Annotated in this window: 18 protein-coding genes; 8 read left to right on the forward strand and 10 right to left on the reverse strand. The window is 59.7% G+C overall.

All coding sequences use genetic code 11. From position 1 onward, the window contains the following. Positions 1-16 precede the first annotated feature (16 nt). From ACIQJ2_RS26360 to ACIQJ2_RS26375, 4 genes are all read right to left on the reverse strand, one after another. Positions 17-1069, reverse strand: coding sequence for an ABC transporter ATP-binding protein (locus ACIQJ2_RS26360; protein ID WP_400670490.1), 1053 nt, complete (start codon positions 1067-1069; stop codon positions 17-19). 18 nt (positions 1070-1087) lie between these two features. Next, entirely contained in the window at positions 1088-1972 is an 885-nt protein-coding gene (locus ACIQJ2_RS26365; RefSeq protein ID WP_400670492.1) for a carbohydrate ABC transporter permease, read from the reverse strand. Further along, complete coding sequence (locus tag ACIQJ2_RS26370; protein WP_400670494.1) at positions 1969-2871, reverse strand: carbohydrate ABC transporter permease; 903 nt, start codon at positions 2869-2871, stop codon at positions 1969-1971. The genes ACIQJ2_RS26365 and ACIQJ2_RS26370 overlap by 4 nt, the downstream gene beginning before the upstream one ends. Before the next feature lie 90 nt (positions 2872-2961). After that, the gene (locus ACIQJ2_RS26375) at positions 2962-4302 is read right to left on the reverse strand and encodes an ABC transporter substrate-binding protein (RefSeq protein WP_400670496.1); all 1341 of its coding nucleotides are present in this window, start codon (positions 4300-4302) and stop codon (positions 2962-2964) included. Positions 4303-4534: 232 nt separating this feature from the next. Here ACIQJ2_RS26375 and ACIQJ2_RS26380 point away from each other — a divergent pair, with 232 nt between their 5' ends. From ACIQJ2_RS26380 to ACIQJ2_RS26390, 3 genes are all read left to right on the forward strand, one after another. Beyond that, positions 4535-5557, forward strand: a complete 1023-nt coding sequence (locus ACIQJ2_RS26380; protein ID WP_400670498.1) for a LacI family DNA-binding transcriptional regulator — start codon at positions 4535-4537, stop codon at positions 5555-5557. 188 nt (positions 5558-5745) lie between these two features. Further along, positions 5746-6705 carry a hydroxyacid dehydrogenase gene (locus ACIQJ2_RS26385; protein ID WP_400670775.1) on the forward strand — a complete coding sequence of 320 codons (960 nt, stop codon included), beginning with the start codon at positions 5746-5748 and terminating at the stop codon, positions 6703-6705. 49 nt (positions 6706-6754) lie between these two features. Next, on the forward strand, positions 6755-8260 hold the full coding sequence (locus ACIQJ2_RS26390; RefSeq protein WP_400670500.1) for an aldehyde dehydrogenase family protein: 1506 nt from the start codon (positions 6755-6757) through the stop codon (positions 8258-8260). Positions 8261-8392: 132 nt separating this feature from the next. On the opposite strand, the gene ACIQJ2_RS26395 is transcribed toward ACIQJ2_RS26390, so the two are convergent. Further along, positions 8393-9631, reverse strand: coding sequence for an MFS transporter (locus ACIQJ2_RS26395; protein ID WP_400670502.1), 1239 nt, complete (start codon positions 9629-9631; stop codon positions 8393-8395). A gap of 174 nt (positions 9632-9805) precedes the next feature. Between ACIQJ2_RS26395 and ACIQJ2_RS26400 the strand changes: the two genes are divergently transcribed. Then, positions 9806-10708 (forward strand): LysR family transcriptional regulator, encoded by a 903-nt coding sequence (locus ACIQJ2_RS26400; RefSeq protein WP_400670504.1) that lies wholly within the window; start codon positions 9806-9808, stop codon positions 10706-10708. Positions 10709-10795: 87 nt separating this feature from the next. On the opposite strand, the gene ACIQJ2_RS26405 is transcribed toward ACIQJ2_RS26400, so the two are convergent. The 3 genes from ACIQJ2_RS26405 to ACIQJ2_RS26415 all read right to left on the reverse strand — a co-directional run bounded on the left by ACIQJ2_RS26405 (position 10796) and on the right by ACIQJ2_RS26415 (position 14229). Continuing rightward, the gene (locus ACIQJ2_RS26405) at positions 10796-11512 is read right to left on the reverse strand and encodes a GntR family transcriptional regulator (RefSeq protein ID WP_400670507.1); all 717 of its coding nucleotides are present in this window, start codon (positions 11510-11512) and stop codon (positions 10796-10798) included. A 103-nt stretch (positions 11513-11615) separates the two neighbouring features. Next, positions 11616-12821 carry an amidohydrolase family protein gene (locus ACIQJ2_RS26410; protein WP_400670510.1) on the reverse strand — a complete coding sequence of 402 codons (1206 nt, stop codon included), beginning with the start codon at positions 12819-12821 and terminating at the stop codon, positions 11616-11618. A gap of 40 nt (positions 12822-12861) precedes the next feature. Next, positions 12862-14229, reverse strand: coding sequence for an amidohydrolase family protein (locus ACIQJ2_RS26415; RefSeq protein ID WP_400670513.1), 1368 nt, complete (start codon positions 14227-14229; stop codon positions 12862-12864). A gap of 159 nt (positions 14230-14388) precedes the next feature. Here ACIQJ2_RS26415 and ACIQJ2_RS26420 point away from each other — a divergent pair, with 159 nt between their 5' ends. The 4 genes from ACIQJ2_RS26420 (at position 14389) to ACIQJ2_RS26435 (ending at position 19675) form a co-directional block, all read left to right on the forward strand. Then, the gene (locus tag ACIQJ2_RS26420; RefSeq protein ID WP_400670516.1) at positions 14389-15960 is read left to right on the forward strand and encodes an ABC transporter substrate-binding protein; all 1572 of its coding nucleotides are present in this window, start codon (positions 14389-14391) and stop codon (positions 15958-15960) included. Between the two features lie 126 nt (positions 15961-16086). Then, a complete protein-coding gene (locus ACIQJ2_RS26425; protein ID WP_400670519.1) occupies positions 16087-17052 on the forward strand; it encodes an ABC transporter permease in 966 nt (321 codons plus the stop codon). Continuing rightward, on the forward strand, positions 17052-17951 hold the full coding sequence (locus ACIQJ2_RS26430) for an ABC transporter permease (RefSeq protein WP_400670522.1): 900 nt from the start codon (positions 17052-17054) through the stop codon (positions 17949-17951). Before ACIQJ2_RS26425 ends, ACIQJ2_RS26430 begins: the two co-directional genes overlap by 1 nt. Continuing rightward, entirely contained in the window at positions 17951-19675 is a 1725-nt protein-coding gene (locus tag ACIQJ2_RS26435) for a dipeptide ABC transporter ATP-binding protein (protein ID WP_400670525.1), read from the forward strand. The genes ACIQJ2_RS26430 and ACIQJ2_RS26435 overlap by 1 nt, the downstream gene beginning before the upstream one ends. A 353-nt stretch (positions 19676-20028) precedes the next feature. Here ACIQJ2_RS26435 and ACIQJ2_RS26440 read toward each other — a convergent pair whose 3' ends face one another. Then, on the reverse strand, positions 20029-21192 hold the full coding sequence (locus tag ACIQJ2_RS26440) for an enolase C-terminal domain-like protein (protein ID WP_400670528.1): 1164 nt from the start codon (positions 21190-21192) through the stop codon (positions 20029-20031). Between the two features lie 110 nt (positions 21193-21302). Then, on the reverse strand, positions 21303-22511 hold the full coding sequence (locus ACIQJ2_RS26445; protein WP_400670531.1) for a DUF3422 domain-containing protein: 1209 nt from the start codon (positions 22509-22511) through the stop codon (positions 21303-21305). Between the last annotated feature and the right edge of the window lie 176 nt (positions 22512-22687).

Here is a 22687-nt window from a genome sequence, read left to right on the forward strand (position 1 = left end):
CCGCGATGTCACAATCCTACTGGATACACCGGGCCTCGCGATCAAACAGATGCAGCTGTTCTCGATCGATGGCGAGGCTGACGGGCTGACCGACTCTCATTTGAACATTGCCCGGCAAGCGGACGGTCGTGAGCTGATTGCCATCATGCATGACATAGGCATAGGTATCTGAGCCGAGCCGCTCGATAACATCGATCTTGCCGTCCAGATTGCCCTCCCCCGGCGCCACGATGCCGATATGCTCGGGCCGGGCGCCAAGCTTGACGACTTCGGCCGGCGCCTTGGGAAGCTGTAGCAGGCCGCTGGAGGCGATCTTCAACCCTGCGGCCGTCGGCTCGACATCGTAGACATTCATCTTCGGTGACCCGAGAAACTGTGCAACGAAGAGATTGGAAGGCTTCTCGTAGAGGTCGATTGGCGAGCCGATTTGCTGGATCTCGCCATCCTTCAAGACGACGATCTTGTCGGCGAGCGTCATCGCCTCGACCTGATCGTGGGTCACATAAATCATCGTCGCGCCAAGCCGCTGGTGCAGCCTGGCAATCTCGATGCGCATCTCTGCCCGTAACGCGGCATCCAGGTTTGACAAAGGTTCGTCAAAGAGAAATGCGACGGGGTCGCGGACGATGGCGCGACCGATGGCGACGCGCTGGCGTTGGCCGCCGGACAATTCCTTGGGCTTGCGGTCGAGATAGCTTTCGAGACGCAGTGATGCCGCCGCCGCCTCGACGCGCCGTTTGATCTCGGCGCGCGGCGTGCGTGCGACCTCAAGGCCGAAGGCCATGTTCGCCCGCACGGTCTTGTGCGGATAGAGAGCGTAGGATTGGAAGACCATGGACAAGGCGCGGTCCGCTGGACCGAGGTCGGTCACATCCTCGCCGCCGATCAGGATTTGGCCGGAGGTGACCTCCTCCAGACCGGCGACGAGGCGCAGCAGCGTTGATTTCCCGCTGCCGGAGGGGCCGACGAAGACGACGAATTCGCCGTCCTCGATCCGCAGGTCGAGCCCGCGGATGATGTCCAATGCACCAAAGGATTTTTTGACATTGTTCAGTTCGATAACGGCCATGTCGATCTCTCCGCAGCTTCAAGCCTTGACGCCGCCGGCACCAAGACCGCCTTGCCAGAAGCGCTGCATGACGATGAAAGCTATGATGACGGGAACGATGCTGATCAGAGCACCGGCCAGCACGAGGGTGAAAAGCGCGGCGCCGCCGCCGGAGCCGACCGTCGCCGTCGCATACCACTGCGCCAGACCAACGGTGACGGGAAAATATTCCGCCGAACTCAGGACGACGAGGGGCAGGAAATAGTTATTCCAGGTCGCGACGAAAGAGAGGATCAGCACGGTGGCAAAGCCGGGCATCAACAGACGCAGGGCCAGCGAGAAGAAGATATGAAGCTCCCCCGCCCCATCGACCCGGCCAGCATCGATCAATTCGTTCGGTATCGCGTCGTCGGCGTAGACACGCATCAGGAACACGCCCGGCGGATAGACAAGGGACGGCAGGATCACGGCCCAGGGCGTATTGACGATACCGACCTTTGACATCAACAGGAACAGCGGCACGACGAGGGCCGTCTGGGGGATCATGACGGCACCGAGGATGATCGCGAAGATGAGCCGTTTGCCGCGGAAGTCGTATTTTGCAAGCGCATATCCGGCCATGGTGGAAAACAGCGCAGCGCCGATGCCGGCCGTCGTCGCGTAAATGATGGTATTGAGCAGCCATCGGGAAAATATACCGCCCTGGAAGCTGAAAACCTGTCTTATGTTCTCAAACAGCTTGAAGTCGCTTGCGAACCAGAGGCCGAACGTCGTGAAGAGATCATTGTTCGATTTCGACGCCGATACCAGGACATAGAAAAGCGGCAACGCGGTATAGAGCCAGATGACCAGCAGGATCGCCGTCAACATCCAACGGTTGCGGCGAAACGAAGAAGAGCGCCTGGACTTGCCGACAATGGTCATGCATTGCCCCTGCGGTTGACGATCAACATGAATGCATAGGAAATGACGGCCGTCACGGCACCGAGGACGAAGGAAACGGCGGCGGAATAGTTATATTGCTGATTGGCGAAGGCAAGCGTGTAGGCATAGTAGTTCGGCGTATAGGAATTGGTGATGCTGAGCGGTGCCAGATTGCGCAATAGGTAGGGCTCCGAGAAAAGCTGCAGTGAACCGATGATCGAGAAGATGATGGTGACGACGACCATAGGGGCAATCAGCGGAAGCTTGACGCGCAGCGCATAGACCAGACTGCTGGCCCCATCCATGGATGCCGCCTCTTCGAGATCCGTGGGGATCGCCTGTAGCGCGGCGTAGTAGATGATCATTTGGTAGCCGGTATATTCCCAATTGGCGATATTGGCGATCGACGGCAAAATGGCATTCGGGCCGAGGAAATTCGGCGCCGGAAGCCCAATGGCGTTCGCAAGCTGGGTGAATGGGCCGAAGGCTGGACCATAGAGATAGCCCCAAATCAATGTGGCGATCACAGCGGGAACGGCGTAGGGCAAGAACAGGCTGATCCGGAAAAAGCTCTTGGCATAGACGGTGCCGCTATCGAGGATCAGCGCGATCAACAGTGCAATCGCGACCATTCCGGGGATTTGGATAGTGGCGAACTTCAGGAGCACGACGACACCCTGCCAGAACTTCGGGTCGCCCAGCGCACGCACGAAATTGTCCGCTCCGACGAACTTGGTGCCGGCGACCACGGTCGTCTTGTAGACCGCGAGGTTGAGGGCATAGAGCATCGGCGCGATCAGAAAGGCTGCGAACAACAGCACGAAAGGTGCAAGAAAGAGAAAAGGCGCCAGCTTCTTGCCTACGCGTCGATGACGTTTGCGGCTGATAGGACCGGCCATCTGCTTTGTCTCCGGCTGCGAAATGGGCCCGCGCCGAAGCGCGGGCATTGCGAAGGGGCATGCGAGTGCCTGCAACCCGCATGCCGGTCGTCACCCCTTGGAGACCGTGTAACCCTGATCGGAGCAATAGGCGCTGACACCTTCCTGCAGGCGATCGAAAGCATCTCCGAGCGATCCCTTGCCTCCGATGGACGCGGACAGCTCCTGCTGGACCTGGCCGGCGAGATAATCCTGGAAGGGTGCATACTGGAAAGACGAGTCGACGTGCTTGGCTGCCTCGACAAAGACTTCGTTGACCGCCTGGCCGCCATAGAGATCGTATTTGTGATTGATCAACTCGGGATCAGCCACAAGCTCCTTGAGCACGGGGAAGAGGAACTGTTTGGTGTTCCAGAGGCGTGCGGCCTGCGGATCTGCGCCAAGGAACATCGCAAGCTGCGTTGCTTCCTTCGGATGCTTCGAGGTCTTGAACACCGCGAAGGTCGATCCGCCCAGATTGGCGGTGACATATTTTCCTTCGTCCCATTGTGGCAATGGAGCGGCGCGCCAATGACCATTGCTCTTCTTGGCAAATTGCGGAATGAACACCGCCCCCCAGGCGCCGGTCATCCAAGAGGCATAGGTGCCTTCGTCAAGTCCGGTGAACCAGTCGGTCGTCCAAACCGGAGTCTTGACGCCCACGGCCTTCGCATCGATCAAATCCTGCCAGAAGGCAGCCCATTTCTTAGCGATTGCATCGTTCAGATTAAGCTTGAGATCGGTGCCCTTCAGCTCGAACGGCTTCCAACCGGCCTGCGCCAGCAGCGCGATGACCCAACCACCGTCGGCGGTGCCGCCGAAGTTGGTGAGATAGGTGTCCGGCGAGGCCTTTGTCAGCGCTTTCGAGCTTTCGGCAAAGGCAGCCCAGGTCTTCGGCACTTCGATCTTGTGCGCGTCCAAAACGTCGGCGCGGTAGAGAATGCCCATCGGACCGGAGTCCCAGGGGATGCCGTAAACGGCGTTGCCGTCGGATGCCGAGGCCCATGTCCAGTCGATGAACTTGTCCTTGACGTCGTTTGCACCGTGCTGGCCCATGTCGAGCAGTGCCTCGAGCTGGCGGAAGCCCGGAATATTGGTGAACTCGACCTGGCCGACGTCAGGCAGACCGGTGCCGGCCTGAATAGCATTGCGCAGCTTGACGTATTCATCAGGCCCCTGCCCGGCATTCTCGAGCTTGACGCTGATATGCGGAAAGGCCTTGGTGAACAGATCGATCTCCGCCTGCGTGTTCGGCGTCCAGGCCCACATCGTCAGCTCGACCTTCTCCTGCGCCATGGCTGGCGCACCGAGACCGGACAAGGCCACTGCGGCCGCACCTGCGCCGGCCGCCTGCAGTAACTGGCGCCGGTTCAAGGCTATCTGGATGGCGTCTCTTTTCATGTCGTTGGTCATTGCATGTCCTCCCACATTCGGCGGAACCGCACCCTCCCGGATCGGCTCTTTCGTGATGATGCGCAATTCATCATGCGCAATTTTCGTTGTCAATTGCGCAATTTGCGTATTTATGCAATTTTTATCGCAATTTTCGTGTATGTGGTCGTGACAGAGCCGTTGATATCGATGTCCGGGGATGGATTTCTCTCGGGAATCCCATGATTATCAAGGCAAATTGAAGGGTAGGCATTTGACTCGTTCATCCAAGTCCAACGCAAATCAGCTCGAAATTGCCAAAGCGGCGGGGGTTTCCGTCAGCACGGTATCACGTGCGCTGTCCGATGCGCGAGGGATCAGCGACGAGCGCCGCATGCAAATTCGCAAGATAGCGGAGGATGCCGGGTATTTCGGCAAGGCTCGAAACACCGCGGCACCGACCAAGCATCTGCGGGCCTACGTGACCGGCAGCCTTGCCACCGGCGGATTGGCTCCCTTCTATGAAGCCGTTATTGCCGGGCTGCGCGATAGCTCCAATGAGGGCGGCTTTAGCCTTTCGATCCGCATGGTGGATGAGACCTCGCTCGGTCCGCATCGCATGGCACGCGACCAGGAACAGGAAGAGGCAAACGCCACGATTTTTGTCGGCATCGATCTGAATGACGGACTTGCCAACTATTTCCAGAACGGCAGCCATCGCGCGATACTTGTAAACGGGTACGATCCCGACATGCGCTTCGACTGTGTCGCGCCGAATAATTTTTACGGCGCACGAATGGCTGGACGAGCTCTGCTCAAGGCCGGACATAGAAAATTGCTTTACATTCATGACCATACGCGGTGGACCACGACACAGCGCCGACGCGGCTTCTATGCGGCCCTTGAAGATTTTCCCGACGCGTCATGCAGCTCGATCGGGGTCGCCAACGGCGTCGACACCGCGCTGCTTGCGGAAGTCGAGCGGCGGGCAAAGGGGGAGACGGACTGGACAAGCGTGTTCTGCGCCAATGATATGGGCGCCTTCCGCCTGATGAATGCGTTGGAAGCAGCCGGGCTCAACGTTCCTGGCGAGATTTCCGTTATCGGCTTTGACGACTTGCCCTATGCCGCAATGATGCATCCGCGACTGACAACCATGCGGGTCAATTGTCTTGAGATGGCCCGCCAGGCGATCCTGCTCGCGCAACGACGGATCGCAGAGCCTGACGCCATGCCGGTCCAGCTGGAATGCGCTGTCACGCTGCAGCCCGGCGCAACGATTGCGCAATTTGCGTAAAATCAAGAAATATTCGTTCTGATATTGCGCAATTTGCGTTTCCATGCGATTTCATCGGGCGAATGGCCCGGTTGCCATTCCGCATTTGCGGACGTCGTTCCGCCAGGAGTTCGCAGTTGCCGTCCCTCAGACACCCAACACTCGCGCCTAGGCTCAGTTTTGCTTTCGGCCCGCTCGCCATAGAGACGTTGTTTTCTCCTGGAGATCTGCATCGGCTGCAAAACTGCTGTGACATCGTGTCTAAGGAGCCTCTCACGGAGTTTCAAAGCGAGATCGCGAGGGCGCAACTCGCCGATACGGATATACTGATTAGCGGTTGGGGCTGCCCTCCCATCGACGAAACCGTGTTGGAAACGGCGTCCTCTCTGAAGCTTGTCGCGCACGCGGCGGGATCGGTGAAGCATCTTATCGGGTCATTGGTCTTCGAGAAGGGCATTGCCGTCACGAATGCTGCCGCAGCCAATGCGGTTCCGGTCGCCGAATATGCGCTTGCCGCGATCCTGTTTGCCAACAAGAGTGTCTTCCGCTTCGCGCAGCTCTATCGGCAACAGCGGCGCTCCCTCGAACTACATCAATCCTTCGATGGCGACTGCGGCAGCTGGCGCAAGAAGGTCGGGATTGTCGGCGCATCGCGCATTGGCCGCCGCGTGCTGGAGCTGCTTCGCCCGCACGATATGGAAATCTTGCTGTACGATCCGCTCGTCACCGCCGCAGAAGCCGCGCAATTGGGCACCCGGCTGGTGTCTCTCCCGGAGCTGATGGCGCGGTGCCAGACCATTTCGCTGCATGCGCCTCTTCTGACCGCGACGCAGCATATGATCAGTGGCGAAATGCTTCGGCTGATGCCGGATGGTGCAACACTGATCAATACTGCGCGGGGCGGCCTTATCGATCAGGCGGCACTCGAAGCCGAGCTTTCGAGCGGAAGACTATCGGCCATTCTCGATGTTACCGAACCGGAAGCACCCCCGCCGACATCCCCTCTCTATGATCTGCCGAATGTCGTCCTGACGCCACATATTGCCGGGGCGATTGGTAGTGAGCGCCAGCGCCTGGGTCGGCTCGTCACCGAGGAGATAGAGCGTTTCGTCGGCGGCGCACCACTGCAACATGGCCTGACATTGGAAAGCCTGCGCTACCAGGCTTGAAACGCCGGATGTGCAGTTGTCTGAGATTTCGTATTGTGAGGATAGCCACATGACCGCATTCCCTTTCATTGTCCCTCGCCTTAACGATCCGCGGCTCACGCAGCGGCGGCAGTATGGCATGGTAATAGACGGCAAATCTGTTTCTGCTCTTTCTGGAGAGACAATCTCACGCGAGAGCCCGGGCCATCCCGGCCACATCGTCAGCGTCATCCCGAAAGGCAGCCGTGCGGATGCGGAAACGGCCATTGCCGCCGCACGCCGCGCATTCGACAATGGCCCATGGCCGCGGATGACCGGCGGCGAGCGTGGCCGCATCATGAACCGGGTCGCCGATCAGATCGAGGCGCATGTCGAGGAACTCGCGACCATTGAAGCGCTTGAGGTCGGCAAGGCGATCGGCCAGGCGCGGGGAGAAATCGGTTTTGCCGTCAGCCTTTGGCGCTATGCGGCAGGACATGCCCAGGGACTCGAGGGCGAAGCGCATAATGATCTCGGGGCGAATACACTCGGCCTTATCCTTCGCGAACCCGCGGGAGTGGTCGGGCTCATCACGCCGTGGAATTTTCCGCTGCTGATCGGTTCGGAACGCATCCCCTGGGCGATCGGTGCCGGCTGCACCGTCGTCATCAAGCCGAGCGAGTTTACCTCGGGCTCGACGATCCGCCTGGCCGAACTTGCGCTCCAGGCAGGCCTGCCCGAAGGCGTATTGAACGTCATCACCGGATATGGGGCGGATGTCGGACAGATTTTGGCAGAGCATCCGGATGTCGACGTCGTCAACTTCACCGGATCGCAGCGCGTCGGACGCCTTATCGGCGCCCTTGCAGGACAGAATATCAAGAAGGTCGGACTGGAGCTTGGAGGCAAGGGTCCCCAGGTGGTTTTTGCCGACGCAGATCTCGATGCCGCGGCAGCCAAGATATCCGGCGGCGTCTTTCATTGTTCCGGGCAGGTCTGCATCTCCGGCAGCCGTCTGATCGTCCATGAGAGCGTCGCGGACGCGCTCCTGGAAAAGGTTCAAGCGGTCGCCGCACAGATCGTCACGGGGGATCCGCTGGATGATCGTGTCAACGTCGGCGCCCTCATTCACCAGGCTCATCTGGACAAGGTCGCTAAGTATGTCGAGCAAGGCAAGGCTGACGGCGCCCAGATATTGACCGGCGGCAGCAGGCTCGGCGACGCGGGTGCCTTCTATGCCCCGACGATTTTCACGGAAGTCACTCCGCGGATGACCATTGCCCAGGACGAGATTTTCGGCCCCGTGCTGACCACCTTTCGCTTCAAGACCGCGGAGGACGCCATCCGCATGGCCAATGATACGCCTTACGGCCTGTCCGCCTGCGTCTGGTCGACGAATTTGTCGACCGCCTTCCAGGCCATCCGCCGCATCAAAGCGGGCAGAACCTGGATCAACGGCATGGGAGACGGCGCACCGCAACTGGCAATCGGCGGCTATAAGCAGAGTGGCGTCGGCCGCGAACTCGGCAAGCATGGATTTGATGAGTATTCGGAGCTGAAAAGCGTCCACGTTTCGCTCTCGGCTCTGCCGGGATAGAGCACCGCGAGAGAGAGGTTTCGGCGGGTTTGTCTGGGTTAACCTGCCACCGACGGCTGATCGGCCTGGCCTCTTTCGCGGCGCCGGAAGCAGGTTTTTGCTTCCGGCGTTGTCGCCTCGCCGCTCGTCATATCAGCGCTGCGGCAAGTTTCGGGCAGCATCACGAGCCAGGACTTTGTCGACGCCAAGGATCACTGCGCCGAGGGACACGATCAGCGTCGCAACGACGACCCATGGGAACGACGTCGGCCCCATTCGATCGAGCAATAATCCGCCACCGACGCCGGCGGTGGCAACAGCGCCGTTCCAAACCGTCGTGTTCATGGATAGGGCGACATCCACGGTGTTCCCGGCAAACTGGGACAACATGGTCTGCGTCAACGTCGCAAAGCCACCGAAGGCCAGCCCCCAGGCGAAAACGGCAGCATAGATTATTGCCGGCATCGAACTGCAAATGCCGAGCAGCAATACGGCGAGAGCGAAGGTACCAATGCTTGCAACGAGGAGAAGACGTAGCCAACGATCGACCGTTGCACCGACGAACCACAGGCTCACAAAAGAACCGAGCCCGAAGATGAAAAGAACAATATCTGCACTTGCCGACACGGCAACCGATCCGAGAAAGGGTTCGATGTAGACATAGAGAATGCTGTGCGCCGCTACGAAAGTGAAAACGACGAGGAGCGCAGATGGAATTCCCGCCTTCAGAAAGATGGCGGCAAGGGATGGTCGTTCACTCTTCTTTTGCCCCGGAAAATCGGGCAGGACAATGAGGCCGCAGACAATGAGCAAGATAGCGATTGCCGACATCGTGCCGAATGCGCCTTGCCAGCCGGTGATCCGCCCCAGCAGGGCGCTGGCAGGCACCCCTAGCACGAGAGCAACCGCGGCTCCGGCGCCGGATATCGCGATTGCTCTCCCGCTCAGATGCTGCGGTGTCATGCGGACAGCATATCCGGCAAGCAACGACCAAACCACACCGCCGAACACGCCGGCAGCGAAACGCGCCATCAATGAGATCGAATAGTTCGTGGACAGCGCCGTGATCAGATTGACGATGGCGAAGCCGGCAATCGCGGCAAGCATCAGTGGCTTCCTGCGCATCCCTCGCGTGACCGCCGTGACCGGAATGGCGGCGATCAACGCGCCACAAGCAAAGGCGGTAATGAACTGACCCGTCATACCTTCGGAAATGCTCAGACCTGTCGCCATCGACGACAATAGGCCGGCGGGCATGATCTCGGTCATGAGCGTGATGAAAGCGGCACCTGCGAGCGTCAGCAGTCCGGCCAGCGGCAGTTTGTCCGTCTGGCAGGAGACGCTGGCAGGCAAGCCGTCAGGCCTGATGCTTTGAGCCTCATTTCCAATCATTTGGGTGTTCCTTCACTAGATTTGCGAGGCGGCGCTGGCCCTTTCGGCCAGCTGTTGCGCGGCAAAATCAGACAGAGCGACCATTTCGACGACGAAGGTTAAGGGATCGCCTTTGAATGAAAAATATGCTTCAATTCATTTCACTTATGAATATTTGTCGCCCTTGGAGCAAGCATGGACCGCCTTGGCTCACTGGCTGCCTTCACGGAGGCCGCCGATTCCGGAAGCTTCACGGAGGCCGGCCGCAAGCTTGGCATTTCGGCATCTGCCGTCAGCAAGGCTGTGTTGCGCCTGGAAGAGAGATTGCGGACGAAGCTCTTCCACCGATCGACACGCAGCGTCACGCTTACGCCCGAAGGCCGCCTGTTTCTCGAACGGTGCCGGCGCATAGCAGCAGAGATGGAAGCTGCCGAACTGGATCTTGCCCAGATCCACGAGGCTCCGCGCGGCAGGCTTAAATTCAGCCTTCCATCGGCGGGAATGCCGTTCATGCCGATGCTGGCCGAGTTCCAGAAATGCTATGCGGAAATCGAGCTCGACATCGATTGCTCGGATCGGCTGGTCGATGTGATCGATGAAGGGTTCGACGTCGTGCTGCGCACCGGCAATACAACGGATTCACGACTGATGTCACGCGTGGTCGGCACCTACCGCCAGATCGTCGTCGTATCCCCCGATTATCTCAATCAAAACGGCGTTCCCGAGACGCCCGAAGATCTGAAACGACACGCCTGCGTCATGTACCGGCAGTTCGCAACGGGCAGGCTTATCCGATGGCTTTTCCGCGACGGCGACACCGTGGTTGATGTCGAGCTCTCGGCCACGACGATTACCAACTTCCTTGAACCGCAGCTGGTCTTCGCACGGCAAGGGGCCGGCTTCGCCTTTCTGCCCGACTTCGCTGTCGAGGACGATCTCGCGCGCGGAACGCTGGTCAAAGTGCTCGATCGATACGTGGGAGACGCAACGACGCTACGCCTGCTGTGGCCGTCGAACCGGCATATGGCACCCAGGGTCCGCGTCTTCCTGGATTTCGTCGGGGAACAACTCGCTCTGAAATTGAGAGGTAGCGTATGATCGGTGCATCCAAGCCAACACGTCTTCCCTAACCATCACTCTTGGCGCGCATGACCATGCCAGCAAGTCGTCAGCTGGCCCTGGGCTCTACAACCCCTCCTCCCGCGCATAGGCGGTCAACAGATCGGGGAAATCCTTTTCCGGCGTCGCCTTCAGCAAAGCTCGTGTGGTGATGGCTTCGATGTGGTCGGTCATCAAGGTTCGCACCTTGTCACGGTTGGCCTCAGCGAGTGCGGCGATCAGTTCCCTGTGTTCAGAGACGGCACAATCTGGAGAATGTGGGCGCCCATAGAGCGAAAGGATGAGAGACGAGCGCGAAACGAGCTCGGTGACATAGCGCGACAACACGTCGTTCTCGGTCAGCGTGGCGAGCAGCACGTGGAATTCGCCGGAAAGCTGGATCGAGGTGGAGGCGTTGTTGGCCCTGGCATTGTCTTCCGCATCGACATGCGCCTCCAGTAGGCGGATCTGTTGCGGTGTCAGCTTGCCGACGAGCGTGTCCACCACCATCGCCTCCAATACGCTGCGCACCGCCAGGATGTTGCGGCCATCCTCGAGGCTTGGCTGGGCAACGCAGGCGCCCTTGTGCGGGCGCTGCTCGATCAGGCCCTCTCCATTGAGCCGGGCAAGCGCCTGTCGAACGATCGTCCGGCTGACGCCGAGCCGATCACCGATCGAATCCTCCGGCAGCTTCGTTCCGGCCGCCAGCGCCTGATCGAGGATCGCACGCTTCAAGGTGCGGTAGACGGCATCCGACTTGGAGACCGCGGACTTCGGTTTCTTGTCACTGAGATTGGTTGCCATGATGATCCTGAACTGAGATATCCGACGATATAAATGAGAAAAAATCCACTCATTCATGGGCCGAAGAATCCTATCCTCAACCCGATTCGAAGCGCTGCTGTGTTTATCGACCCAACTCGCGCCTATGTGAAAGCTCATCGCTTAGGACACCATCGCGCGCGACGATACGTCCGCGACGAATGACGGTTCGTTGCTGCGGCGTCAGCGCAACCGCCTCCGCAAGCGTACGAGCCGGAACGAGAACCACGTCGCCATGGCAACCGACCGATAGGCCGTAGTCGGCAAGTGCGATGCCCTCGGCGCCGCCGAAGGTGCAGACGCGCGCGGCCTCTGCCAAATCGGTATCGTTGGTCATGCCATTGCGCTGCGCCAGATACTTTGCCCGTTCCAACATATCGCCACTGCCCCATGGCTCCCATGTACCCTGGATGCCGTCGGACCCTGAGGCTAATACCACGCCAGCTTCGCGCATCGCCCGCAGCGGCAGCGCCGGCGCAGTCGGGCTACCGACCGTCATGATGGCGATGCCTTCGGCAGCAAGCAGACCGATAAGCGCCTGCTGCCTTGCCCCATCCAGCATGCCGAGACAATAGGCGTGGCTGACCATGACCTTGCCGCGCATGGAAAGGGCGCGGGTTCTTTCGGCAATCAGTTCAAGGCAGAAAGCGCCAAGTTCGCCCGGCTCGTGCAGATGGATATCGACCGGCTTGCCATGACGGTCGGCAAGCGCAAAGATCGCATCCAGATGGCGCACCGGATCACGGTCGATGCTTGCCGGATCGATGCCGCCGACGATGTCGGCACCTGCCTCCAATGCCGCCTCCATCAGTTCGAGCGTGCCATGTCTTATTAGCATGCCGCTCTGCGGAAAGGCTGCGATCTGCACGTCGACCAGATCCCGGAAAGCGTTTCGCGCCTCGATGACGCCTTCTATATTCGAAATACCGATCTCCGTGTCGACGTCGACATGACTGCGGATATGCAGCACGCCAAGGGCAAGCGTCTGCAGGATCTGCCTGGCCGACTGCCGGCGCGCGTCGATGCCAAGCTGCTGTTTTGCCTGCCGGTCGGCGATAATCCGCTGGTTTCTTGTTGGGCCGACACGATTCTCAAACCAGTCCATACCGATCAGATTCTTGTCGAGATGCGTATGCGCCTCGACCAATCCCGGCAGCGCGATATGGCCGCTGCCGTCGATCTCGGTCACGACCTCGTCGGGTCGATCCTCGCAAAAGCGGCCATTTCGGATGTAGAGATCCGTTGGCTCTCCAGCGAACGGTCTGACATTGCGAATGAGAAGGTCGTTCATGGCTTGGTCTCCAATCAATCCTCGGAAGTGGGCGACGCCTTCACGCCAGCGCCATGCGCTCCATCATCCGATGGAAGGCGCACTCGGCGCGGTCCAGAATGGCATTTTCGTCGTGATGCACCAGCCGCCTCGAGCGCATGAGCACCCGGCCGCCGACGATCGTGGTATCGACGTCTGCGCCATTGGCAAAGCGTGTGAGCCGCTGGACTGGATTGACCGGTGGCCAGAGATGCGGCTGCCTCATATTGACGAGGATGATATCGGCACGCTTGCCGACTTCAAGCGAGCCGATTTCCGCGTCCATCGAAAGCGCGCGCGCGCCCTCAATGGTCGCCATTTCCAGAAGCTGCATGGGTGGCAGAACGCTGTCGTCCTTGAAATGCCGTGCATGATAGCGATGGGCCTGAAACATATTGCGGAACATGTCGAAAGGGCGATCAGGGGCGGCGGCGTCCGTGCCGAGCGACACCGTCACGCCGGCCTCCATCAATTCCGGCGCGGGGCAGCGGCCGAACACCGACATCAGGGCACTCGGATTATGCGCGACCTTGGCGCCGGTCCGCTTCAATGCGGCAAAATCCTCCTCGGTGAGCTCGATGCAATGCGCCAGCAAGGAGCGGTGGTCGAAGAGATCAAGCCGCGCCGCGTTGGCGGCAATCGAACCTTCGCGATGGCCGTCCTGAATTAGCAGTACCCCCTTCTCGCGCGCGAGTGCGCGCGCCTGCCGAGACAAGTCAAATACGACCCCATTCTCCAATTCCATCGCATCGAAGACTGGGAGCGAGAGCGCTACCTGCAGGCAATCGTTGCGACCGGCCCAATCGTCGATGAGTTCTGCGCATACCGACAGCTGTTGCATTGGATCCACGACGATATTTGTATACGATCCATGTGTATAATTACGGTATAGATGGGCGCTGCTTGGCCGGTTCGGTCCGACGGCGAGCACCTCGCGCACGCCCATGTCGGCGATCGCGGCAAGATGAGCTTGTGCGGCTTCGGGAGCTTCGGTACGCATGATATCGGGACCACCGCCGAACAACAGCGCTGCGGTCGTCGTGCCGCATCTGATGCGCTCAAATGCCGAGAGTGCTGCTTCCGCCGACCAGAATTCGATATCGGTGGCTTCAGCATAGATGCGCCCGGTCGTCTCCATCCACTGCTCGGAATCCTCGCCTAAGCCCTTGGTCAACATGTGTCCGGCATGTGCGTGCGTGTCGATGAGGCCGGGCATTACCACCATGCCCGCCGCATCAATTCGTTCGACAGCTCCGCCCACGTCCGGCTGCAGATCTCCGATCGACGCGATACGACCGCCCTCTATCAGAATATCCCCTTTTTCAAGAATGCGGCGCTCCGCATCCATGGTGACAACAACGCCATTTGTGATCAGAAGCGATTTCGTCATCCGGCCCTCCTCCCTCGTCATCAATGCAAGTCTTCCACGTCGTTTCGTGAAATCGAATCCCCGCACCTTGAAACTGTGCACATCATATGTATACTGAATTTCGGGAACAATCGTATACGCAAAATTCAGTACAATGTATACGTGAAATGGGAGACTTACGTGAACAATTATGTAAAGACCCTTTTGGCGGGGCTCGCCATCATCATACCGCTGACGACACCGGCGCTTGCGAAAACGCTGCGTTGGTCCTCGGCCGGAGACGTCATCTCCTACGATCCGAACGCACAGGTCGACAGCTTCACGCAGAGCGTTCATCACATGGTGTTCGATCCGCTGGTGCGCCGAAACAAGAACCTGCAGCTTGAGCCGGCGCTTGCTCTCTCCTGGGAAGCGATCGAGCCCACACGCTGGCGCTTCAAATTGCGCCAAGGGGTCAAGTTCCATGAGGGCCAACCCTTCAACGCCGACGATGTCGTCGCCACGATCATGCGTGAAATCGATCCCGGCTCGCGCAATCGCGAGAACCTGCCGGCGGTGATCGGCGCCGAAAAGGTCGACGACTACACGGTCGACATTATTCTGCGCGGCCCATACCCCTTGCTTCTCAACGATCTCGCCGCCGTCTACATCATGAGCAAGCCATGGATGCAGGAGCATGATGCCCTGAAGCCTGGAAACGCCTCGACAGGCGTCACCACCTATGCCAGCAATCATGCCAACGGCACCGGCCCGTTCAAACTCGTCAGCTACGAGCCGGACTCGAAGTCGGTTTTCGCGGTCAATGAAAACTGGTGGGACAAGCCTCAGCACAATCTGACAGGCGTGGAATATCGCCCGATCGCGTCGGATGCCACGCGTGTCGCAGCACTTCTCTCGGGCGAACTGGATATGATCGCCCCTATTCCGCTGCAGGATATTGATCGCGTCAGCAACACGCCGGGCCTTAAAGTCGTCGAAAACCCATCACTGCGTGAAATCTTCCTCGGCCTCAACTTCCGGCCTGAACTTCATGCCATGCCGGGCAAACCCAATCCGCTTTTGAACGTCAAGGTGCGCCAGGCGCTGTGGCATGCCATCGATTTGAACACGATCCAGAAGCGGCTGATGCGCGGCAAGTCCCGCATCTCCGGGATGCTGGTCGCACCCGAGGTCACCGGCTACGACAAGTCCATCGACGTCCCGCTTGCCTATGATCTGAAACAGGCCAAGTCGCTATTGACCGACGCCGGTTACGCCGACGGATTTAAGGTCGGGCTGAACTGCTCGAACGACCGCTACATCGCCGACGAACAGATCTGCCTGGCCATCGCCTCCATGTGGGCCAAGATTGGCGTCAAGGCCGACGTCAGCGTCGAAAGCAAGACCACCTATTTCCCGCGCATGGATAAGGGGGATCTCGACATCTACATCCTCGGCTGGGCCTCGTTGCCACCGATGGATGGCTATAGCGTCCTGCAGTCCCTGCTAGCCACCAATGACGGCACCTATGGCGGCAGCAATCCGAACGGTCTGTCCGATCCGAAAATCGATGCATTGGCACATTCGGCGTCGACCGAACTCGACGAGAGCAAGCGTGTCGAGATGCTCAAGGAAGCGTTCAAGATCACCCATGATCAGGCCCTCTACATCCCGCTGCATCAGCAGCCGGTTGCCTGGGCCATGAGCGATAAGGTCGATATTCCTCAGTTTGCTGACGAATATGTACGTCCCTGGTTCGCCCAGATGAAGTGACCTCATAGCTCATCATGCCTAGCGATCCCGGACCAAGGTTCGGGATCACTCATAAGGCAGGATGAGCGAAGCAACGCGCTCTTTTGGGTCAGAGAGCCTAGCCGTGCGCCCGTAAGGTATATTCCTATGATCAGGATTCTAACGACAAGGCTACTGCAGGCCATCCTCGTGATGGTCGCCGTGACCGCTATCGCCTTCATCATGTTCCGGTTCGTCGGCGATCCAGTCGCCGCAATGGTGCAGGAAGGCGCAGGCCAGGCCGAAAAGGATGCGCTTCGCGCCACGCTCGGCCTCGACAGGCCTCTCATCATCCAGTTTCTCGACTTTGTGGGTCGGGTGCTGCATGGTGACCTCGGAACGAGCTTCCGCTATCAGCAACCCGTTGCCAACCTGTTGCTTAGCCGGCTTCCGACGACACTGGAATTGGTGATCGTTGCCACGATCATGTCGCTTGCGATCGGCATTCCCCTCGGTGTCGTCTGCGCACTGAAACCGAACGGAGCGCTTTCCCGGCTGACCCAGTCCCTGACGCTGGTCGGCATCTCGATGCCCACCTTCGTCACCGGACTGCTGCTGATCCTGGTTTTCGCCGTCAATCTGCGCTGGCTGCCCTCTTCGGGTCGCGGCGACGTCGTCGATCTCGGCTTCTGGCAGACCGGTTTTCTGACGATCTCCGGCTTGAAATCGCTGATCCTGCCGTCGATCACGCTTGCCCTCTTCCAATTAACGCTGATCATGCGGCTGGTGCGCTCGGAGATGATCGACGTGCTGTCGTCGGACTATATCCGCTTTGCCTTCGCGCGCGGCCTGCCGCGTTCCTACATCTACGGTCGCCTCGCTCTTCGCAACGCGCTGATGCCCGTCGTCACCGTGACGGGGTTGCAGATCGGCCAGCTGATCGCTTTTGCCATCGTCACCGAAACGGTCTTCCAATGGCCCGGTATGGGCCTGCTCTTCACTAACGCGGTCGGCTACCCGGATATTCCGGTGCTTTCCGCCTATCTCCTGTTCGTCGGCTTCCTGTTCGTGCTCATCAACACGGTCGTCGACATTCTGTACATCTTCATCGATCCGCGGCTGAGGACAAGATAATGGCCAGTCGAGTTCAACTCATTCACCGACTTCCCCCGGTCTCGGTCATCATTGCCGGCCTGGTGCTCATCACGATGCTGGCGCTGGTGATCTTCGCACCGATGATCGCACCGATGGATCCGCGCGACGTCTCGTCCTATTCGCTCATCGACGCCGAGATCCCGCCGGCCTTCATGGATGGCGGCGATCCGCGCTTCCTGCTCGGCACCGACAACCAGGGACGCGATCTTGTCTCCGTCATCCTGTTCGGTCTGCGCATCTCGGTGCTGATCGGTATCGGCGCCGTGCTGTTTGCAGCCGTGCTCGGCGTTCTCCTCGGCCTTGTCGCCGGCTTCTTCGGCGGGCGGGTCGACAGCATTGTAATGCGTATCGCCGACGTGCTGGTCAGCTTCCCGACGATCTTGGTGGCTCTCCTCATCAGCGGCATTGCCAAGGCCCAGCTGGATGCCGACACGGTTCTCAACTGGGCGCCGGCCATTCTCGTCTTTGCGATCGCCGTCAACGAATGGGTGCAATATGCGCGCACTGTCAGGGCCTCCACCATGGTCGAGGTGTCTCGAGACTATGTGCGGGCGGCAAAGGTTATCGGGCTTCCATCGCGCCGCATCATGATCCGCCACATCCTGCCGAACGTCATCAGCGCCGTGATGGTCATCGCCACCATCAACCTTGCCGGCGCCATCCTCACCGAAGCGACCTTGTCGTTCCTCGGCGCGGGCATGCCGCCGACTTATCCGTCGCTCGGCACACTGATCCGTATCGGCAATCAGTTCCTGTTCTCCGGCCTCTGGTGGATCGCTGTGATGCCCGCCAGCGTTCTGGTGATCCTCGTTCTCGCCGTCAACGTCATCGGCGATTATCTCCGCGACCGCTTCAACCCCAAACTGATGGCACGCTGATGATACACACACCAACACCCGCTCTCGACATCAGGAATTTGCGGGTCGAATACCCGCTCGCCAACGGTGAGACGCTGGCAGCCGTCAATGACATCAATCTGACGATTGCTCCCGGCGAGATCCATGCACTGGTTGGCGAATCCGGCGCCGGCAAGACCACCGTCGGCAACGCGCTCATGGGCCTTCTGCAGTCACCGGGCCGAATTGCGGCGGGGTCGATCACGATCGACGGCAAGCCCATCGATGTGCGCACCGGCCGCACGGAAGGCATCGTTCCCGGCCGTGATGTCGGTGCGATCTTTCAAGATCCCATGACCAGCCTCAATCCGCTGTTTACGGTGGAAAGCCAGTTGTGCGAGGGCATGCTGACGCATCTGAAAATCAGCCGGCGCGAGGCGCGCGCCCGTGCACTCGACCTGATGAAGGCAGTCGGCATTCCGGAACCGGAGCGACGGCTCGGCAGCTATCCCCATCAGCTTTCGGGCGGCCAGCGCCAACGCGTCGTCATCGCAACCGCGCTCGCCTGTGACCCCAAGCTGCTGGTCGCCGACGAGCCGACCACGGCGCTCGACGTTTCGGTACAGGCTCAGATCCTCAAACTGATCCGCGACCTCGCCAACGCGCGGCGGGTGGGCGTTCTGCTGGTAACGCACAATATGGGCGTCGTCGCCGAAATCGCCGATAGCGTGACGATCATGCAGAACGGTCGCGTGGTCGAGACCGGGTCGACGCGCGAGGTCCTGACGGCACCGAAGGCGCCGTATGCCCGCACGCTGATCGCAGCAGTTCCCCCCATCGACGTCAGGCTCGATCGCCTGCCGGTTCCCAGCGAAGAAACTAAAATCACCCTCGATGCACGCGAAAGCGTGCGCCGCAAGAGCGTCGAGACCGGAGCGGCTACGACCAACGACATCGTGCTGAACGTCCGCAATCTGTGTGTGGAGTATGGTCGACGTTCTCTTTTGTCCAGCCAAAGGACCTCGGTCTTCAAGGCGGTCGACGATGTGTCTTTCGACGTGCGCCGCGGCGAGATTTTTGGTCTTGTCGGCGAATCCGGTTGTGGCAAGACCACCGTTGCCAACACGATTGCCGGGCTGGTTAAACAGAGCTCAGGCAGCATCGATTTCCAGGGGAAGCCGCTCGCGGGCAATCGCGATCAGTCCGTCCGTCGCTCGATGCAAATGGTGTTTCAGGATCCTTATTCGGCACTCAATCCGCGCCTGCGGATCAATTCGGCAATCGCCGAGCCCATCCTCTTCTACAAGCTTGCGGCGAACGCCGAGGAAGCCAGGCTGGACGCCAGAACTTTACTTGAGGCGGTCGGCCTGCCGGGCGATGCCGGTGCTCGTTTCTCGCATGCCTTCTCCGGAGGACAGCGTCAGCGTATCGCCATCGCCAGGGCACTGGGACCACGGCCGACAATGCTCATCTGCGACGAGCCGACCTCGGCACTTGATGTCTCCGTCCAGGCCCAGATCCTCAATCTCCTGAAGGACCTCCGTGACCTTGCCGGCCTGTCGATCCTCTTCATCAGCCATGATCTCGCGGTCATCCGCCAGATGTGCGACCGCGTCGCCGTCATGAAGACAGGCCAGATCGTCGAGCTTGCGGACACGGAGATCCTGTTTTCCGCGCCCAAGCATGACTACACGCGCGAGCTTCTGCGCCTGGCGCCCTCACTTGATCGCATTTTTTCCAAGGGAGAAACCGCAGCTAGCGCCTGAGGCACATAGGTCGAAATCCTTCCCGTTGCTCCGGTCATGCGCAGTCGTCCCGCCACCGACATGCCCCAAAGGTGGCGGCGGCCAAACCAGCCGCTGTCGCGTCACGCGGCAGCGGCTGGCGATCAGGAAATCCAACCGCACTCCTCTCGCCTGCCCCGAGGGGCGGCAGCCTAACGTCCGCTGCACGGCAACTACGCCTATGATGGTGGCGCACGGCCGGAACATATCGATGTGGGGTGGGATCGGTTTTGTCCTCTGCCTGCTGGCCGTGTGAATCCTGTTTTCTTCGGTGATAAAGCAAGGCATGGTCAGCTGACTTGGAACCGAAGGGCTCGTTCCGGCTTGCCGTGAAGTCAGGTCAACGTCTGAAATTCGCGCCAGGCGCCATCGTTCAGTTCAAACCCGATGCCTGGAATATCGGGGGGACTTGTCCACCCCTCATCGATCACCGCTCCATCAAAAAGTCCATTGAACGGATAGAAGGCAAGCGGGGTCAGCTCCGCACCGGCAAGCCCCATCGCGGCAACCACATGCAGGCAGAACAAGTGCCCGCCGTGCGGCCAGAAGGAATTGCGCGCCCACCCGAGAGAGGTGAGATGATCGACAATGTCGATATATACCGGAAGGCCATAGCAATGGACCGGATCGAAGACGAGAATGTCTTTTGCGCGACGAAGCCCTGCGTGGCGGTCGAGGAGCTTGGCTTCCGCGAGCGAAAACAGAGCTTCACCGGCGGCAAGCGGGCTCGCATAGGCTTCGGCAATGCAGGCTTGAACCGGAAAATCCAACGGATCGCAGACATCTTCGAACCAGCGAAGCCCAAAGGGCGCGAGCGCCGACGCTGCAGCAAGCCCCTGCTCGAGACCGTAGACATTCATCGCATCGACGCTCAGATGCTTGCTGTCCGGGAGCTGCGAAACTGCCGTCTCGACGCGCTGAAGATCCCGCTTCAGGCCCGTCGCGCCTATCTTGATCTTCACGTCCTCGAAGCCTGAATCGACGAAGCTGCGAATTTCGTCGGCCAGATTGCCAAGATCGTTTTGCGGATGGAGGTAGCCGCCGGACGCATAGACGCGAACCTTGGGACGATCGTCGACGGCTCGGTTGAGACGCTGGGCAAGAAAACGAAAGAGCGGCAAGCCCGCAATCTTCGCAGCGGCGTCCCAGATCGCCATGTCCAATGCGCCGACCGCGACACATCTCTCGCCATGACCGCCCGGCTTTTCGCCCGTCATCATCACCGTCCACGCTCGGAACGGATCGATATTGTCACCGGCTTCGGTGATCAGCAGATCCTGCGACGCGCTTAGAAGACGAGGCGCAAAGCGCTCGCGGATCAGGCCGCTCTGCCCGAACCGGCCGACGGAAGCATAGCCGTATCCGACAACGGGCCTGCCGTCCCGCAATATGTCCGTCGTCACGGCGACAATACTCGTGGTCAGACCACCCGTGAGCGAACTGCGATCCGCGTATCTGGAGAGGGGTAACAGCCGCTCGTTGACATCAATGATTCTCAACCGACTTCTCCCATTTCCATGCGATGCGGTTAGAACCTGTGCGAGGACGGAGCCGGGACACTCGCATTCGGGCACATGGATCAGCCCCGCAAGGCTTTAACAGAGCGACCCTATGACTTGAGCGCGTGCCTTACTCTCAGGATCGCCAGAGCAACTGCGCCGATGACCACGGGAATTGAAATCAGCATATAGATCGGATCGATATGAAGCCCGGCATGATCGGCGGTCTCGAACGCGACCTTGATCAGGCTTAGAAGATAGTAGCTGATCGCGATGATCGACAGCCCTTCTACCGCCCTCTGGATCTTGACCTGCGTTTCCGCCCGCTCGGCCATCGCCTGAATCTGAACCGCATTTTGCACTTCGATATCCACTTGGATGCGGGTCTGGAGCAGATCGATCAGATGCATCGTCGCATGCGAAAGCTGCTCCAGCCGCAATGCCGTCGCCTCGCAGCTTCGTATCGCCGGCTTGAACCGTCGGGCAACGAACACGCCGAAACGCTGAAAACCGGGCACATGCGTCTCCCGCAATTCGACGATGCGCTCCTCGACGATCTTGGCGTAGGCCGCCGTCGCGCCAAAGCGGTTGCGCGTCTGCGCAGCCGCGGAAATCACTTCGGCTGACAATTGCGAGATCTCATCGAGAAGACGTTTGTGCTCTTCTGCGGAGATCGTCGCATGGCGATTGGTCAACTCCACCAGCTTCTTGTCGTAGCCACCGAGAGCCGGACCAAGCCGCCGCGCCTCGGGCAGCCCCAGCAGCGCCATCACGCGATAGGTCTCGATCTCATAGACCCGCCGGATCATGCGCCCCAGACGATAAGCGTTCAGATCGCTGTTGAACAGGACGGTTCGGCTGGAGTTGCTCTCTCCCACGCGGAAATCCGAACAGACCAATGCCGCTCCGCCACCAATCGTGGAGGCGGCCGTATCGCCAAAGTGAAATGCCGACAGAAACGGCCCCAGTTCGGCCGGAGCGGCCCCGCAGACAAGGACCTCCAATCGGCAGATAAACGACCAATCCGTCAGCCCCGCCAATCGCGCCGCCTCGTCTGTCGAAAGGCTGCCCTTCGGCCATTCCTGCGGCTCTCTTTCAAGAGGGGTCACCCGCGTTACGGTGACGAATTCCGTATGAAACTCGACCTGGGTCGAGGCGCCGGCGGCACCATCATCGGCGTCGATTGTGGAATGGCTTGGATTGAAGGCCGCCGTCGCAGATGCGGAAAGCGCAATGTGCTCGACAATGGCGGGACCGGAAAAATAGATCGACGGCCGCGCATGCAGCTCAGAATTAAAGTCGAGTGCGGTCGTTGGCATTTGGCTCCCCCAGCAAGCGTAAGACCTATAACGCTAGGCTCATGATTATCGCAAACATCTATCCCGGGCCCTACTGCGGCAGAATGTCCCGACGGGTGCCACGAGCTGGAAACCCTCATCACGGATGAAGTCACGCGACGTCTCATCCGGCGGCAGGGTGATCAACCTCTTACAGT

This window comes from Rhizobium sp. NPDC092011 (assembly GCF_044756305.1).
Lineage (GTDB): Bacteria > Pseudomonadota > Alphaproteobacteria > Rhizobiales > Rhizobiaceae > Rhizobium.